This window comes from Acidovorax sp. KPB24-07, from assembly GCF_057543315.1.
Genome location: NZ_BAAJYS010000067.1, coordinates 1 through 16679 on the forward strand (window position 1 = coordinate 1; position 16679 = coordinate 16679).

At 67.0% G+C, this 16679-nt stretch carries 11 protein-coding genes and 1 pseudogene; 11 read left to right on the forward strand and 1 reads right to left on the reverse strand.

Translation table 11 applies throughout. The features are described from left to right. The 8 genes and pseudogenes from AC27IQ_RS10045 to AC27IQ_RS10080 form a co-directional block, all read left to right on the forward strand. Positions 1-1675, forward strand: a pseudogene (locus tag AC27IQ_RS10045) (3-keto-5-aminohexanoate cleavage protein); the annotation flags it as partial. Between the two features lie 37 nt (positions 1676-1712). Then, positions 1713-3173, forward strand: coding sequence for an FAD/NAD(P)-binding protein (locus AC27IQ_RS10050; RefSeq protein ID WP_487089377.1), 1461 nt, complete (start codon positions 1713-1715; stop codon positions 3171-3173). Positions 3174-3241: 68 nt separating this feature from the next. After that, the gene (guaD, locus tag AC27IQ_RS10055) at positions 3242-4525 is read left to right on the forward strand and encodes a guanine deaminase (RefSeq protein WP_317356615.1); all 1284 of its coding nucleotides are present in this window, start codon (positions 3242-3244) and stop codon (positions 4523-4525) included. A gap of 96 nt (positions 4526-4621) precedes the next feature. Beyond that, the gene (dcd, locus tag AC27IQ_RS10060; RefSeq protein WP_272564912.1) at positions 4622-5188 is read left to right on the forward strand and encodes a dCTP deaminase; all 567 of its coding nucleotides are present in this window, start codon (positions 4622-4624) and stop codon (positions 5186-5188) included. 157 nt (positions 5189-5345) lie between these two features. Continuing rightward, the gene (locus tag AC27IQ_RS10065) at positions 5346-5669 is read left to right on the forward strand and encodes a hypothetical protein (RefSeq protein WP_272564911.1); all 324 of its coding nucleotides are present in this window, start codon (positions 5346-5348) and stop codon (positions 5667-5669) included. A 155-nt stretch (positions 5670-5824) separates the two neighbouring features. Continuing rightward, a complete protein-coding gene (locus tag AC27IQ_RS10070; protein ID WP_284402274.1) occupies positions 5825-6058 on the forward strand; it encodes a hypothetical protein in 234 nt (77 codons plus the stop codon). Between the two features lie 97 nt (positions 6059-6155). Then, a complete protein-coding gene (ypfJ, locus tag AC27IQ_RS10075; RefSeq protein ID WP_284402275.1) occupies positions 6156-7034 on the forward strand; it encodes a KPN_02809 family neutral zinc metallopeptidase in 879 nt (292 codons plus the stop codon). Positions 7035-7201: 167 nt separating this feature from the next. Then, positions 7202-8848 carry a DEAD/DEAH box helicase gene (locus AC27IQ_RS10080; RefSeq protein ID WP_487089378.1) on the forward strand — a complete coding sequence of 549 codons (1647 nt, stop codon included), beginning with the start codon at positions 7202-7204 and terminating at the stop codon, positions 8846-8848. Here AC27IQ_RS10080 and AC27IQ_RS10085 read toward each other — a convergent pair. Then, positions 8763-9608 (reverse strand): symmetrical bis(5'-nucleosyl)-tetraphosphatase, encoded by an 846-nt coding sequence (locus AC27IQ_RS10085; RefSeq protein WP_284408248.1) that lies wholly within the window; start codon positions 9606-9608, stop codon positions 8763-8765. The genes AC27IQ_RS10080 and AC27IQ_RS10085 overlap by 86 nt on opposite strands. 247 nt (positions 9609-9855) lie before the next feature. Here AC27IQ_RS10085 and AC27IQ_RS10090 point away from each other — a divergent pair, with 247 nt between their 5' ends. From AC27IQ_RS10090 to AC27IQ_RS10100, 3 genes are all read left to right on the forward strand, one after another. Beyond that, the gene (locus AC27IQ_RS10090) at positions 9856-10146 is read left to right on the forward strand and encodes an H-NS histone family protein (RefSeq protein ID WP_272548868.1); all 291 of its coding nucleotides are present in this window, start codon (positions 9856-9858) and stop codon (positions 10144-10146) included. A gap of 532 nt (positions 10147-10678) precedes the next feature. Continuing rightward, positions 10679-13594 carry an aconitate hydratase gene (locus AC27IQ_RS10095; protein WP_487089379.1) on the forward strand — a complete coding sequence of 972 codons (2916 nt, stop codon included), beginning with the start codon at positions 10679-10681 and terminating at the stop codon, positions 13592-13594. Between the two features lie 74 nt (positions 13595-13668). Continuing rightward, the coding region (locus AC27IQ_RS10100) for a diguanylate cyclase domain-containing protein (protein ID WP_487089380.1) at positions 13669-16679 on the forward strand (3011 nt) is incomplete at its 3' end.

The window sequence follows — 16679 nt, forward strand, 5'->3', positions numbered from 1 at the left end:
GCTGGCACCGCTGCAGCCCGCCTACGCGGCCCGGGAATCCCGGTTCCTGGACGCGCTGGAGGCCGCGGCCAACCACCTGCCGCCCGATCCGCAGGCACCGGGTGCGGGCGACCTCGCGCTCGCGGCCCTGCGCGACCATGGGCTGTACGCGCGCTTTTTTGTAGAAGAGCGGGACCGCTATCCCCGTGAAGGTGCGGCGGCGTTCCGGCACGTCTATCCGCTGCAGGCCCTGAACTTCGTGCGCGAGTTGCTGGCCGAGCGCCAGCGCCCTGGCGGCCGGTGGGACGCGGCGCTGCAGGCCATGGCCGCCGAAGCAGGCCTGCCGCCCCATGCCTTCCAGGTGCCGCCTGCGCAGTTCAAGGGGCCGCAGGGGCGGTTTCTCGAATTCCTCACCGCCATTCCTTGCCACTACACGGACGACCGCACCGACATCGTCCATACCGCCGTGCGCAGCGAGCCCGGCTACAGCGCCGCCATGGCCGTGCTGTTCGAGGCCATCCACGAGCGGGCGGTGGCCCTGCGGGCCAATTCGGAGGCCGAGCCCAAGAGCGCCGGCATCCGGGTGTACCGGGACGCGCCGCGCAGCGGCGGCCTGGCGGTGCCCATCGACATGGACGTGGCGGCCGTGCAGGGCGCCATCGCCCGCGGCGCATGGATCGTCCTGCCGAGCACGCCCACCACCCACTACCCGGAGGGGCTGAAGCTCTCCACCGGGCTCACGGCCACGTTTGCCCGGTTCCTGGAGCGCACGCAGGCCGCCGCCGAGGTGCTCGGCATCGCGCACGCGGGCCTCGATGCCGACGGCACCGTGCTGATCGAATCCAGCATGCTGCACAACCGCTTCACGCTCAACACGAAGGCGCATGCGCAGGTGGTCAGCCACTCGTCCCGCCTCATCTACGAGCGCGTGGTGCTGCCCCGGCTGGTCGCGTTGCCGCGGGCGCTGGCCTGGACTGCCACCGGGCTGGTGGAGCGCGATGCGGCGGGCCGGCCGCTGAACCGCGACGGGCAGCCGGCGGGGCGGCTCTCTTTCCAGGGCATCGAAGACCTGGTGCGGCTGCATTTCCTGGCGCACAGTTCCGGCATCGCGACCATCCAGCAGATCGACAACGCCGCCCGGGCGGACCTGCAACGGCTGGGCTATTCGGTGCAGGAGCAGGAGGAAATCTTCAACCGCTCCGTCGCCCTGTCGTTCGCGTCGGCCTGCGATGTGAACCTGTCCGTGCTCGGCACACCCACCGTGGACGTCACTGCGCTGAACGATGTGCGCAGCGTGGCCGGCACGACCACGCCGGACTACCTGTGCGGCAGCGGCAACGGGCTCTGGAGCCTGGCGCCGCTCCTGCCGCACCGCGATGACGAGGCGTTCCGCTACGGCAGCGCGCACTGGATCTTGCGCAAGGGCGAGCAAAAGAAGCTGCTGCTCCGCCTGGCGGGCGTGGTGCTGCGGGAAGACCCCGTGCGTCTGCACGACGGGCACTCCATCCGCCGCTACCTGGAAGGCGCGCCCGCTTCGCTGGTCGAACTGGTGGCACTGCTGCAGACCGCTCCCGCCTCGCTGCGCGCCGACATGCTGCTGCGCCAGCATTTCGCACGGCATGGCTCCCCATCACGCCCCGTGTCCGCGGCCCGGGATCGCGCGGCGGACCTGGCCCTGGCCGGTGGTGCCGCCTGATGCGGCGGCGCACCGCATCCGCGAAGGAGACATGACCATGGCCAGGATCGCCATCATCGGGGGCGGCTGCAGCGGCACCCTCGTCACGCAAGCGCTGAGCCGCATGGGCGGCCATGCCGGGATTTCCGAGGTGCTGCTGTTCGACGAGTCCGGCGGGTTCGGCCCGGGACTGCCCTATGGCCGGGACACCAACGACGGCGAGTTCATCCTCAACATGGCTTCGTCGTTGCTGAGCGCACGGACCGGCGAGCCGGACGGGTTCGACCGCTGGCTGCAGCAGCTCTGCGCGGGACAGGCCGAAGCGCCCGGCGGATACGTGCGGCGCTCGCTCATGGGGGCCTACCTGCAGGATGTCGCCCACCAGGCCGAGAGCGCGTTCGCCGCACGCGGCGTGAAGCTGGTGCGCGTGGCGCAGGCGGTGACCGACATCGAGCGCGGGGCCAGTGGCTTTCACGTCGCCACGGCCCAGCATGCCTGGCATGTGGACCAGGTCGTGCTGGCGCTGGGGCATCTCAAAAAGCGCTCGCCGTTTCCGGGCGTGGCGCACTACCACGCGAACCCGTACCACGACCTGGGCGCCATCAAGGCCGAGCTGCCGCGGAACGCACGCATCGGCATCCTGGGCACCAAGCTCACGGCCATCGACATGGCGCTGCTGCTCGGCCGGCTCGGTGTGGAGCGCATCCACATGTTTTCCCATTCCGGCCAGTTGCCCCTGGTGCGCGGCGCCTTGCCCACCACCCCCCTGGTGCGCCCCGAGCACCGCTATGCGGGCGACACGCTGCGCGGCTTCCTGCGCTGGTTCCGCGAAAGCCATCCTTGTGGGCACGAATACCCGGGCCTCATGACGATCCGCGACCCCCTGGTCCGCATCGGCCGGGAGATCGAGGCGGCCCAGGCCGTGCGGGACTGGCAGCTGCAGCTGGACGCCACCAAGGAGGACATCGACCGCTACTGGACCGCGCTGCGTCCGGACCAGAAGCGCCGGTTCTTTCGCAAATACCAGGGCCTTTGGATGAGCTACCGGCACCCGATGCCGCTGGACAACGCGCGCAAGGTCCAGGCGCTGCTTCAGGCGGGCCAACTGACCGTGCACCCCGGCTACCGGGCCACCCGGCTGGCGGAGGGCCGGCCGGGATTCCAGGTGGAGCTGGCCGGCGGAACGCTGGCGCTCGACGGCATCCTGGATGCGACCGGCGTGGCCGGTAACCTGGCGCGCATCGATTCGCCGCTCATCGAGAACCTCATCGACCGCGGCCTGATCCGCCAGCACGAACTGGGCGGCATCGCGATCGATGCCCAAAGCCTTCAGGTGCTGGGCCAGCCCGGCCTGTTCGCCATCGGGGCGCTGACCCAGGGCGCGCTGTTCTACGTGTCTGCCATCGAGCGGCTTTTGCTGCACGCCCAGCGCATCGCGGGGCAGCTGGGCCGCTCTGCCGCCCCGACGGCGGTCGGAGACCGCGAGGCGTTGCCGCCCCGGGAGCGGGTGGCGGTGTAGCGCCGCCGGTATGGGCCCCATGCGCTGCGGCGCATGAAAGGCGCCGCGCCCGGCGTTAAGCTGCCGCCATGCAAATCTACCGCTCCGGCCTGCTGCGTTTCGCCGACGACCATTCGGCCCTGTATGAAGAAGACGGCCTGCTGGCCATCGGCCCCGATGCCCAAGGGCGCCAGCGCGTCCAGGCCGCAGGCGCCTGGAACACCCTGGCGGCCCATTACGCGCAATGGCCGGTGGTGCATTGGCCCGGCCGCATCATCGCGCCGGGGTTCGTCGACATGCACGTGCATTTTCCGCAGACCGACGTGATCGGCTCGCCCGCCGACGGCCTGCTGCCCTGGCTGGAAAACTACACCTTTCCGCACGAGTCCCGCTTTGCCGATCCGGCCTATGCCGCCGGCGTGGCCACCGTGTTCCTGGACGAATTGCTGCGCAACGGCGTGACCACCGCGCTCACGTTCGCCACCTCGCACCCGGCGTCGGTGGACGCGCTGATGGGCGAGGCGCAGGCGCGCGGACTGCGCCTGATCGCCGGCAAAGTGCTGCAGGACCGCCACTCGCCCGATGGCGTGCGCGACCAGACCGAACAATCCTTGCGCGACACCGAGGCGCTGATCCGCCGCTGGCACGGCCAGGACCGGCTGGGCTATGCCATCACGCCGCGGTTCGCGCCCAGTTGCACCGAAGCCCAGTTGCGCGGCGCGGGCGAACTGGCCGCGCAATACCCCGACGTGTGGATCCAGTCGCACGTGGCCGAGAACCTGGACGAGATCCGATGGGCCCGCGAGCTGTTTCCCGCCGCTCGCAGCTACCTGTCGGTGTACGACGATTTCGGGCTGATGCGCGAGCGCGCCGTGTACGCCCACTGCATCCACTTTGACGATGCCGACCGGGCGCTCATGCGTGACACCGGGGCGGTGGCGGCGGTCAGCCCCACCAGCAACCTGTTTCTGGGCAGTGGCTTCTTCGACTACGCCGGGGCCGACCGGGTCGGCTTTCGCTACGGACTGGCGAGCGATGTGGGGGGCGGCACGAGCTTCAGCCCGTTCCACACCATGCTCGCCGCCTACTACGTGGGGCGTGAAGGGCAGACGAAGCCCGGCCTGTCGCTTTCGCCGCAGGCGCTGTGGTGGCAGCACACGGCCGGCGCGGCGCGCGCGCTGGGGCTGGCGGGCGTCATCGGCAACCTGCAGCCCGGGTGCGAGGCCGACTTCGTGGTGCTGGATCCGCGCGCCACGCCGCTGCTGGCGCGCAAGACCGCGCACGCGGCCAACCTGGACGAACTGCTCTTCGCGATGATCGTGCTGGGCGACGACCGGGTGATCGAGCGCACCGTGGTTTCCCAAGCCGAATAGGCCCCTGGCGCAGGTTGCACTAGCGCAGGCCGCTATGAAAAATATAGTGCCTGCCCGCGCGTCCTCTCTACAATGGCGGCCCAGCAGGAGTGAGCAATGAGCATCAAAAGCGACAAGTGGATTCGCCGCATGGCGGAGCAGACCGGAATGATCGAGCCCTTCGAGCCGGGCCAGGTCCGTGAGGCGGAAGGCCGCAAGATCATCAGCTACGGCACCAGCAGCTATGGCTACGACATCCGCTGCGCGCCGGAATTCAAGGTGTTCACCAACATCCACAGCACCGTGGTGGACCCGAAGAACTTCGACGAAAAGAGCTTCGTCGACTTCGAAGGCGACAGCTGCATCATCCCGCCCAACAGCTTTGCGCTGGCACGCACGGTGGAGTACTTTCGCATTCCCCGCAACGTGCTGACCATCTGCCTGGGCAAGAGCACCTATGCCCGCTGCGGGATCATCGTGAACGTGACGCCGTTCGAGCCCGAGTGGGAGGGCTATGTCACGCTGGAATTCAGCAACACGACCCCGCTGCCGGCCCGCATCTATGCCGGCGAGGGATGCGCCCAGGTGCTGTTTTTCGAAAGCGACGAGGTTTGTGACGTGAGTTACAAAGACCGGGGCGGCAAATACCAGGGCCAAAGCGGCGTCACCCTGCCCAAGGCCTGATGCGCGCCTGATTTTTCGGGCGGTGGAGTCCTACACCGCCACGGCTTTTTTGCCGTGAGCGGGGGCGGCTACGGTTTTTTACGATTCAGCCAGGTTCTGTGTTGCATTCGGTTGGATGCTGTAAATCCCACGCAGAACGCTGCCTGAGGAGCCCACCATGCCTGCCACCCACCACGCCGTATCGTCTTTCCAGGCCGAGCGCACGGGCCTTTCGCATGTGCTGCACGAGGCTTCGGGAGGCAGCACCCACCGCTGCTATTGGCCCGCCGAAGCGCTCGATGCCTTCCTGCTGCAGATGGCCGCCCGTGGCCATTGCATCAGCGCCGCCATGATGCTCGGCGACCGCACCTACGCCCTGCAGCAGATCGAACGGGCCCGTGCCCTTCCGGGATGCGCCCTGCAAGCCCTGGTGCAGGAGTTGTCCGGGTATTTCGAAGACGCCGAGCCCGCCGCCGCCAGCGTGCACTGGTGCACGCGTTGATCCAGGCAGGGGGCGCCTGAAGGTCGGCGCGTTGCGTGGATGCCTCTGGACCGGCCGCGTCCTACGCCCCCGCAGGCCATCGACCGGGTTTTCGACCCTGGCGCGCTGCCTAGCATCCCACCCATCCATTTCAGCCCCATCCGCAAGAGACTGCCATGCACGACGATTTCCATCCCCCTGTGTCCTCCGCACCCAGGCTGCGCCCCTGGCCCATCCTGATCGGCAGCGTGGTGATCGCGGCGCAACTCGTCGCGCTGGGCTGGGTGGTGCAGGGGCAGGTGCAGCAGGCATCGGAGCGCCAGGCGCACTGGGCGCCCCGGGGCCTGCAGAGTTCACCGGCCACTTATGCAGCGGTGGACGCGCCCTCGTTCAGCGAGCCGCAGCCTTGATGGCGTCGCGAATCGACCCATGGGAACTGCTGCCCGGCGTGCGGCACGGGCGTAACATCCGGCGCACCGCACCCGCAGGTGCGAGCAGGAGAACCGTATGAAATGGGAAGGCAACCGCGAGTCGGACAACGTCGAGGACCGCCGCGATGGCGGCGGCGGTGGGGGCATGCCGGTGTTCGGCGGCCGCAGCATCGGCATCGGCACTATCGTGGTGGCGTTGCTGGGGGGCTGGATTTTCGGGATCAATCCGCTGACGATTCTGGGACTGCTGAGCGGCGGCGGAGGCGCTCCCGCCCAGGTCCAGCAGGCGCCGGCACATCGCCCGCCGGCCGACGACAAGATGGCGCGCTTCGTCTCCACCGTCCTGGCCGACACGGAAGATGTGTGGACCGACATCTTCCGCCAGGGTGGCAACGCCTATCAGGACCCGAAGCTCGTGCTGTTCCGTGGTTCCACACCCACTGCCTGCGGCACCGGCCAGGCGGCGATGGGCCCGTTCTACTGCCCTGGCGACCGCAAGGTGTACATCGACCTGGGCTTCTATGAAACCTTGAAGAACCGGCTGGGCGCACCGGGGGATTTCGCCCAGGCTTACGTGATCGCCCACGAGGTGGGCCACCACGTCCAGAACCTGCTGGGTATCAGCGCCAAAGTGGACCAGATGCGCGGCCGCGTCAGCCAGGTGCAGTACAACCAGCTGTCCGTTCGCCTGGAACTTCAGGCCGACTGCTTTGCCGGGGTCTGGGCCCACCATGCCCAGAATGCCCGCCAGATCCTGGAGCAGGGCGATGTGGAGGAGGCCATGAACGCCGCAGCCAAGATCGGGGACGACGCCCTGCAGCGGGCGGGCGGCGGCGCCGTCGTGCCGGACAGCTTCACCCACGGCACCAGCGCGCAGCGCCAGCGGTGGTTCCATGCAGGCCTGGAAAACGGCAGCGTGAAGGCTTGCGACACGTTTTCGGCCCGCAGCCTGTAGTGTGAACGCCGCAGTGGAAGCGTTCACCCTGCGATGCCTGGGGTGGCGTTTGCGCTTTTACAGCCATCGTATGGTGCTATGAATTGAATAGCATCGTGCCTTTGGCAAACGAATGCCTACCCGAAAAAACACCCCGTTCAGCCCCTGGTGCGACAATAGCGGGCTAAATGACAAGTTCTTTCTCCAATTTATCGCTGGCTGAACCGCTGGCACGCGCCGTGGCCGAAATGGGCTACGAGTCCATGACGCCCATTCAGGAGCAGGCCATTCCGGTCGTCTTGACTGGCAAGGACGTGATGGGTGCGGCCCAGACAGGCACCGGCAAGACGGCCGCCTTCTCGCTGCCCTTGCTGCAGCGCCTGCTCAAGCACGAAAACAGCTCCACCTCCCCCGCCCGCCATCCGGTGCGCGCCCTGGTGCTGCTGCCGACGCGGGAGCTGGCCGACCAGGTCGCCCAGCAGGTCGCCCTGTACGCCAAGTACACCAAGCTGCGCAGCACCGTGGTGTTCGGCGGCATGGACATGAAGCCGCAGACGCTGGAGCTGAAAAAAGGCGTGGAAGTGCTCGTGGCCACGCCCGGTCGGCTGCTGGACCACATCGAAGCCAAAAATGCGGTGCTGAACCAGGTCGAGTACGTGGTGCTCGACGAAGCCGACCGCATGCTGGACATCGGCTTCCTGCCCGATCTGCAGCGCATCCTCTCGTACCTGCCCAAGCAGCGCACCACGCTGCTGTTCAGCGCCACGTTCTCCCCCGAGATCAAGCGCCTGGCAGGCAGCTACCTGCAAGACCCGATCACGATCGAAGTGGCGCGCCCCAACGAAACGGCTTCCACGGTGGAGCAGCGTTTCTACAGCGCCAACGACGACGACAAGCGCCGCGCCATCCACCAGGTGCTGAAGACGCGGGGCCTGAAGCAGGCGTTCATCTTCGTGAACAGCAAGCTCGGCTGTGCCCGGCTGGCCCGCAGCCTGGAGCGCGAAGGCCTCAAGACCGCGGCGCTGCACGGCGACAAGAGCCAGGACGAACGCTTGAAGGCGCTCGATGCCTTCAAGCAGGGCGAAGTCGATCTGCTGGTGTGCACCGACGTGGCGGCACGCGGACTGGACATCAAGGATGTGCCGGCCGTGTTCAATTTCGACGTGCCGTTCAATGCCGAGGACTACGTGCACCGCATCGGCCGCACGGGCCGCGCAGGCGCCTCGGGCCTGGCGGTCACACTGGTGTCCAGCAGCGACACGCGCCTGGTGGCGGACATCGAAAAGCTCATCAAGAAGAAGATCGATCTCGAAGCCCTGGAGTACGAGGAAGACCGCCCCCGCGGCCGCATCAACGACGGTCAGCGCGCGTGGCGCGAGGATGGCCAGCGCGAAGGTGGCCGGCGTGAGCGGGGCGGCGAGGCGCAGACCCGCGCGGCAGCGCGCCGCGCAGCAGCTACCGCGCCCCTTCGGCACCCCGCGATCCGTTCTTCGACAAGCCCTACGAGGCACCGGCCACCGAGGCGGCGCCCCATTGGGAGTCCGCGTCCAAGGCCCAGCCGGCGCGCAGCGGCATCTCGGCCAACATCAAGCCCAAACGCAAGGTGGCGGCCCTGTTCAAGGCCGTGCAGCCCGAAACCGAAACCTCCTCGCAGTGAGCGCCCAGGGCCGATCCGTCGGCCGGGGCCAGACCCGCTCAGGCCCTGGGTGATTTCTTATTGCCGTTGGGCAGTGGGTGGCCCGTTCTTGTTCAGGCCCCTGGCTTTTGCGCCTCCTCGCAATCGACATGGCAGTGCTCGCGGTCTGCCAACGTGCGGCCAAAGCGGACCGCGCTGAGGCAGCCTCCCCACACGCAACCGGTGTCCAGCGCCAACAGGTTGGAGCGGTTCATCCAGCCCAGGGTGGACCAGTGCCCGAATGCCACCAGCCCGTCCTGCGTTTTTCGGCCCGGTGCTTCGAACCACGGCACCAGGCCGGCGGGGGCAGCGCTGGCACCCTCGCTGCTCTCGAAATCCATGGCGCCCTCGGGTGTGCAGAAGCGCAATCGTGTGAAGGCATTGACGATCACGCGCAAGCGGTCCGTCCCCGTCAGCGTGGGTTCCCAGCGGTCCGGGGTGTTGCCGTACATGGCGTGAAGGAATGCGGGCATGTCGGCACCGCGCAGCACGGCCTGCACCTCGTCGGCATGCGCCAGCACATCCTGGGCCGACCACGAGGGCAATACGCCCGCGTGGACCATCAACAGGGGCTCTCCACCATGCACATGCTGGCGTGCCAGCGGCTGGTGGCGCAGCCAGTCCAGCAGGGCCTCGCGGTCGGGTGCCTGCAGCACCTGGTCCAGCGTGTCGCGGCGGGAAGGCTTGCGGGCCCCGTGGGCGGCCGCCAGAAGATGCAGGTCGTGGTTGCCCAGCAGGCTGCGCAGGCTGTCACCCTGCTGCATGCAGCGGCGCAGCACGGCTGCGGAATCAGGGCCTCGGTTCACCAGGTCGCCCAGCAAATAAACGGTGTCCCGGCTGGGAGAGAACCCGATGTGGTCCAGCAGGCGCTGCAATGCCGTATCGCAGCCTTGAATATCCCCGATGCAGTAGAGCGCCATGGCGTTTCCGAAGGTGGTAAACCTGCATTGTCGCGGCTGCAAGGAGTTGTGCCAGTTAATCGCCCAGGCCGGGATAGCCCAGCCGATGCAAATCGGGGCGCGCGCTTCGATATGGCTGAGCTGGCAGAGTTCCCCGAAATTCCAGAAATCGATGGGTTATTCAAGAGGTGGATTGCGCCCGCTTTCTCTGCACGATATTGAAAGATACCTATAATGCGGCCTTCGTTATTAATCTCCGCACACTACCATGAGCACTAGCTACAAAGACCTGCTGAAACAGCGTGAAGAACTTGAGCAGCAAATCGGCGAAGCACGTCGCCGCGAACTTTCCGATGCCATCAATCAGGTTCGCAATCTGGTGGCGGAGTATGGCCTGACCGCCCAGGACGTATTTCCTACGGGCCGCGCCCGCAGTGCCAGCGCCGGCGTCAAAGTCGCTCCCAAATATCGCGATCCTGCGACGGGCCAGACATGGACGGGCCGTGGCAAGGCTCCCAAGTGGATCCAGAACCAAGACCGCGAGCAATTCGCCATTTGATGGGCAAACCTTGAATTCCAGATCCCGCGCAGACCTTGTCGGCGCTGCGGATTGGCAAGAGCAACCCACGCAATAAACAGCCCGCCTTGGCGGGCTTTTTTCATGGTCACGGAATACCGTGCCGTTCGGTGGGGCGGCATGGGCATCCATGATGTGTTTCTTGGCTTCCCGTTCATGGGTGCACTGAGTGCTTTCTGCGTTGCGTCTTGTCTCGAAATCCCAACCATTGGGAATTGGCTTCATCTTCATCAGGGTGGGGCTGCACAGCGATTAATTTCAAGAGAGATGATTCAATAAAAACGGAGATTCCACGGTGCGGTATTTCATTAATCGAATGGCCCGCGGTATATGGTTGCGCACTTACTCGCGCTGAGGTTCCCATGGCGTAGGACGGCAGGCCTTGTGATCGGACGTTTTGCCTGGAGTTTGGCGGTGGACTCTCTGAAATGTCGTGCATGCGATTACCCCACGATTGCATCGATATGTAGGACTGCCAGAATACGTGCTCTCGTCCCCACAGGAGTAGCACTACATGGCCTCGATGTCACCCCCGGTTTCCCGCCACGCGTTCGCATCCACCCTGAAGAATTTCACGACGGGGTCCGGTAAAAGCGGCAAGTTCTATTCGCTCCCGGCACTGGCCAAGCAATACCCGTCGATCAAACGGCTGCCGGTTTCGATTCGGATCGTTCTGGAATCGGTGCTGCGCAACTGCGATGGCCGCAAGGTCACGGCGGAACACGTGGAGCAGTTGTCGCGCTGGCAGCCGGTGGCGGACCGCAAGGACGAGATTCCCTTCGTCGTGTCGCGCGTGGTGCTGCAGGATTTCACCGGAGTGCCCTTGCTGGCCGATCTGGCCGCCATGCGCAGCGTGGCCCAGCGCCTGGGCAAGAAGCCCAAGAAGATCGAGCCGCTGGTGCCCGTGGACCTGGTGGTGGACCACTCCATCATGGTGGACCACTACGGCACGAAAAAGGCGCTGGACCTGAACATGAAGCTGGAATTCCAGCGCAATCGCGAGCGCTACGAATTCATGAAGTGGGGCATGCAGGCATTCGATACCTTCGGCGTGGTGCCGCCCGGGTTCGGCATCGTCCACCAGGTGAATCTGGAATACCTGGCGCGGGGGGTGCACAAGAGGGCCGATGGCGTGTACTACCCCGACACGCTGGTGGGCACGGACAGCCACACGACCATGATCAACGGCATCGGCGTGGTGGGCTGGGGCGTGGGCGGCATCGAGGCCGAGGCGGCGATGCTGGGCCAGCCGGTGTATTTCCTGACCCCGGACGTGGTGGGCTTCGAGCTGACCGGCCAGTTGCGCGAAGGCGTGACCGCCACCGACCTGGTGCTCACGGTGACCGAGATCCTGCGCCAGCACAAGGTGGTGGGCAAGTTCGTGGAATTCTTCGGCGAGGGCACGCGCACGCTGTCGCTGCCCGACCGGGCCACCATCGGCAACATGGCACCCGAGTACGGCGCGACGATGGGGTTTTTCCCGGTGGATGAAAAGACCATCGATTACTTCAAGGGCACCGGCCGCATCGACAGCGAGATCGAAGCGTTCGAGGCGTATTTCCGCGCCCAGGGCCTTTTCGGCGTGCCGCTCGCGGGCGAAATCGACTACTCCAAGATCGTGCGCCTGCACCTGGGCGATGTGACCCCCAGCCTCGCGGGACCAAAGCGGCCCCAGGACCGGATCGAGCTGGGCAACGTGAGCAGCGACTTCGTGTCGCTGTTCAGCAAGCCCGCGGCGGAAAACGGCTTCAACCGCCCGGCCGAACTGCTGCACACGCGGCACCACATCCACCGGGGCGACGAAGGCGTGAGCGAGGCGGTCCCGGCGGAGAAGCCCGCCCCTGCGGGTGGCCCGCGTTTCCTGGTCGAGATGGAGCACAACAAGCCGCCGCTGGCGGTCACGCATGCCGATGCCGCCGTGCGCCTGCCGACCAAGGGGGTGGACCCCACCATCGGCAACGGCGACGTGCTGATCGCCGCCATCACGAGCTGCACCAACACCTCCAATCCGAGCGTGCTCCTGGCCGCCGGACTGCTGGCCAAGAAGGCCGTGGAGGCCGGCCTGAAAGTGCGGCCGCACATCAAGACCTCGCTCGCGCCCGGCTCCCGCATCGTCACGGAATACCTCACCGAAACCGGTCTGATGCCCTATCTGGAAAAGCTCGGTTTCGCGCTGGCAGGTTATGGCTGCACGACCTGCATCGGCAACGCCGGCGACCTGGCGCCCGAGCTGAACGAGGCCATCACCGGCAACGATCTGGTCTGCGCGGCGGTGCTGTCGGGCAACCGCAATTTCGAGGCCCGCATCCACCCCAACATCAAGGCCAACTTCCTGGCCAGCCCGCCCCTGGTGGTGGCGTACGCGATCGCCGGCACGGTGCTGCGCGACCTCATGACGGAGCCGGTGGGCAAGGGCAAGGGCGGGAGCGACGTGTACCTGGGCGACATCTGGCCCACCAGCGATGAAATCCACGCGCTGATGCGCTACGCCATGAACGGAAAGGCCTTCCGTGACAACTACGGCAAGGTCAAGACCGACCCGGGCGCGCTCTGGAACAACATCAAGGGCGTGAAGGGCGACACCTACGACTGGCCCGCCAGCACCTACATCGCGGAGCCGCCCTTCTTCGCGCGGTTCACGCTGGAGGCCAAGGAGCGGGCGGTGGGCGCGGACGGCTCCAAGGCGTCGGAGTCGGTCGTGGGCGCACGCATCATGGCGCTGTTCGGCGACTCGATCACCACCGACCACATCTCGCCGGCGGGCTCCATCAAGGAGACCTCGCCTGCCGGGCAGTGGCTGCTGCACAACGGCGTGATGAAGCAGGACTTCAACAGCTACGGCGCGCGCCGCGGCAACCACGATGTGATGATGCGCGGCACCTTCGCCAACGTGCGCATCAAGAACCTGATGATTCCGCCCACCGCCGACGGCTCGCGCGAGGAGGGCGGCGTCACGCTGTTCCAGAACGAGGGGGAGCTGCAGGGCACGAAGATGTTCATCTTCGATGCGGCCATGAAGTACATCGCCCAAGACACCCCCACCGTGATCTTCGCGGGCGAGGAATACGGCACCGGCTCCAGCCGCGACTGGGCGGCCAAGGGCACGCAGCTGCTGGGCATCAAGGCGGTGGTGGCCAAGAGCTTCGAGCGCATCCACCGTTCCAACCTCGTGGGCATGGGCGTGCTGCCCCTGCAGTTCAAGGCGGGCGATTCCTGGGAGTCGCTGGGCCTGACCGGCAACGAGACGATCGACGTGGCTCCGGATTCGGAACTCACCCCGCAAAGCGACGCGCTGCTGACGATCCGCCGGGCCGACGGGTCGCGCCAGGAGGTCACGGTCACGCTGCGCATCGACACGCCGATCGAGGTGGACTACTACCGCGCCGGCGGCATCCTGCCCTATGTGCTTCGGCAGTTGTTGACCGCCTGATTGGGGGACATCCACCCAGGGGGCGAGCGGCCCGATACACTTGTGACGATATGTTCAGGTAACCCGCCGCCGCCATGACCCCCCCTCCCCACCGTCCGGTCACTGCAGCCATCGCGCGGACGCTTTTGTCGGAGGCGCCCGCGGTCACGCTGATGCTGGTGGTGGCGGTACTGGCGCTGCTGCTGGTGCCGGTGGTGCAACTGCTGGGCTCGGGCCTGCAGGGGCTGCACGGCCTGGAGCCTTTCCTCGACATGGTGGTGGTGCTCATCGGCCTGCTGGCCGTGGCGGTGTCCCTGCACATGCTCGACGACACGCAGCAAGGCCGCGCCAACGTGCTCGTGGCGGGGCTGGCCACCGCTGCGGTCTGCAATTTCCTTCACGCCGTCCTGCTGCACCAGATGGAAAGCATGGCGTCCGTCACCCGGGCGAATGTCTCTTCCTATTTCGGCTTGCTGGCCCATGGGGTCGAGGCGCTGACCCTGCTGCTGTTCGCCTTGCGGGTCTCGTTCCACGGGCCCGGCCGGGCCTGGGCCGTGGCCTCGGCCGGCGTGTCGCTGGTGCTCGTGTGGTCCGCCTCCAGCGGGTTGCCCGAGCAGTTCGGACTGGCGCATGGCGAGCGTTTCGCCATGGGGGCGGATGCCTTGCTCGGCAGTGCCATGGCGATGGCCGCCTGGGTCATGTATCGGGTGGACGACACCGCTGGCAACGAGCGCGGCCGGGGGCGCCGGCGCATCATGGCCTGCGCGGCGGCGGCGCTGGCGCTGGCGGAATTCGCCATGCTGCTGTACCCGCTGCACCCGGTCTTCGTCGACACGTTCGCGCACGCCTTGCGCGTGCTGGGGTATGCGCTGATGTTCCAGGCGGTGTTCATCGCCGGCATCCGCATGCCGTTCGCCCGTGCGCGCGAGGCCGAGGCCCGGTTGCTGGAGAGCGAACGCCGCCTGCAGCTGCTGGGCCGCAACCTGCCCGACAGCGTCCTGTACCAGCGCGTGCGCGAGGCAGACGGCCGCTGGCATTTCGTGCACATGGGCGATGCGATCGAGCGCCTGAACGGCATTTCGGCCCAGGCGGTGGTGAACGATGCCACCCTGTTCTTCGAGCAGATGGAGCCGCAGGACCGCCTGGCCTGCGCTGCGTCGGACGAGGCGTCCTACCGCACCATGGGCGTCGGCGACTCGGTGGTACGCATGCGCGTGGCCAACGGCCAGTTGCGCTGGATGCGCATGAGTTCCACCCCCCGGCCGCTGGACAAGGGCCGCGTGATCTGGGACGGCGTGCTGACCGACGTCACGGAGCAGCGGGAGGCCCAGGACCTGAGCCGCGCGCACGAGGTGCAACTGGCGAGCCTGCTCAGCCACCTGCCGGGCGGCGTCTCGCGGCTGGATCGCGATCTGCGCATCGTGTACGTGAATCCCTCGCAGGCGCACTGGCTGCGCCGTCCGGTCGAGGAACTCGAAGGCCAGTTCCTCGTGGACGTGCTGCCCGCCGACCTGATGGCCCCGATCCAGCCGCATTTCGACCGGGCGCTGCAGGGCGAAACAGTGGTGTTCGAGCACCGCATTCCCAAAACCCATGGGGCCCAGTTCTGGCACACCACGCTGGTGCCGGAGGTCGCCGCCGATGGCCGCACGGTGGCCGTGGTGGTGTTCGCGTTCGACCTGACCGAGCAAAAGCGCATGGCGCTGGAACTCACGCAGCAACGCACCCGCCTGGCCAGCCTGGTGAGCGCGATCCCCGACGTGGTGTTCCTCAAGGATGCGAACGGCTGCTACCTGTCGTGCAACCCCGTTTTCGAGCGCTTCATCGGGCGGCGCGAGCGCGACATCATCGGTCTGTCGGACGACGATCTCCTACCCGCCGTCGAGGCCCAGCGGGTGCGCCAGCTCGACCAGCGCGCCATGGCTGCCTGGCAGCCACTCGTGTACGAAGAGACCCTGACGTTCCAGGAGGACGGCTACGAGGGCTACTTTGAAACCATCAAGACCCCCATCCGCGACCTGCACGGCCATGTCACCGGGCTGCTGGGCGTGTGCCGCGACATCACCGACCGCAAGAAGGCCGAGCAGCAGATCGAATTGCTGGCTTTCTTCGATGCGCTCACCGGCCTGCCCAACCGCCGCCTGCTGCTGGACCGCCTGCAGCGCGCCAGCGCCGTCTGCCAGCGCAACGGCCAGCTGGGCGCGTTGCTGTTCATCGACCTGGACAACTTCAAGGACCTGAATGACACGCTGGGCCACGACATGGGCGACCAGCTGCTGGCGCAGGTGGCCACGCGCCTGGTGTCATGCGTGCGTGCCACCGACACGGTGGCGCGCTTCGGCGGCGACGAGTTCGTGGTGATGCTGGAAAACCTCGATGCCGGGCTGACCGAGGCAGCGACGCAGGCCGAGCACGTGGCCGACAAGCTCTTGCTGCAGCTCAACCAGCCCTTCATGCTGGGCACGCAGCAGCACTACAGCACGCCGAGCATCGGCATCACGCTGTTCGGCGACCAGCCGCGCAGCGTGGACGAGCTGCTCAAGCGCGCCGACCTGGCCATGTACCAGGCCAAGGCCGAAGGCCGCAACACGCAGCGCTTTTTCGACCCGGAAATGCAGGCCCAGGTGCATGCCCGTTCGCACCTGGAAGCCGATCTGCGCCAGGGTCTGGCCCGCCACGAACTCACGGTGCACTACCAGCCCATCGTGGACCACCGCGCGCAGCTGTGCGGCGCCGAAGCCCTGGTGCGCTGGCGCCACCCGGAGCGCGGCATGATCAGCCCCGGCGACTTCATCCCGCTGGCCGAGCAGACCGGGCTCATCCTGCCGCTGGGGCGCTTCGTGCTCGAATCGGCGTGCGAGCAGCTGGTGCGATGGGCCGAGCACCCCGACACCGCGCGGCTGACCATCGCCGTCAATGTGAGTGCACGGCAGTTCCGGCAGCCGGCCTTCGCGGCCGAGGTGCTGGAGACGCTGCAGCGCACGGGCGCCAACCCCCAGCGGCTCAAGCTGGAGCTGACCGAGAGCCTGCTGCTGGGCGACATCGAGGATGCGATCCAGCGCATGGCCCAGCTCAAGAAGCAGGGCGTGGGCTTCTCGCTCGACGA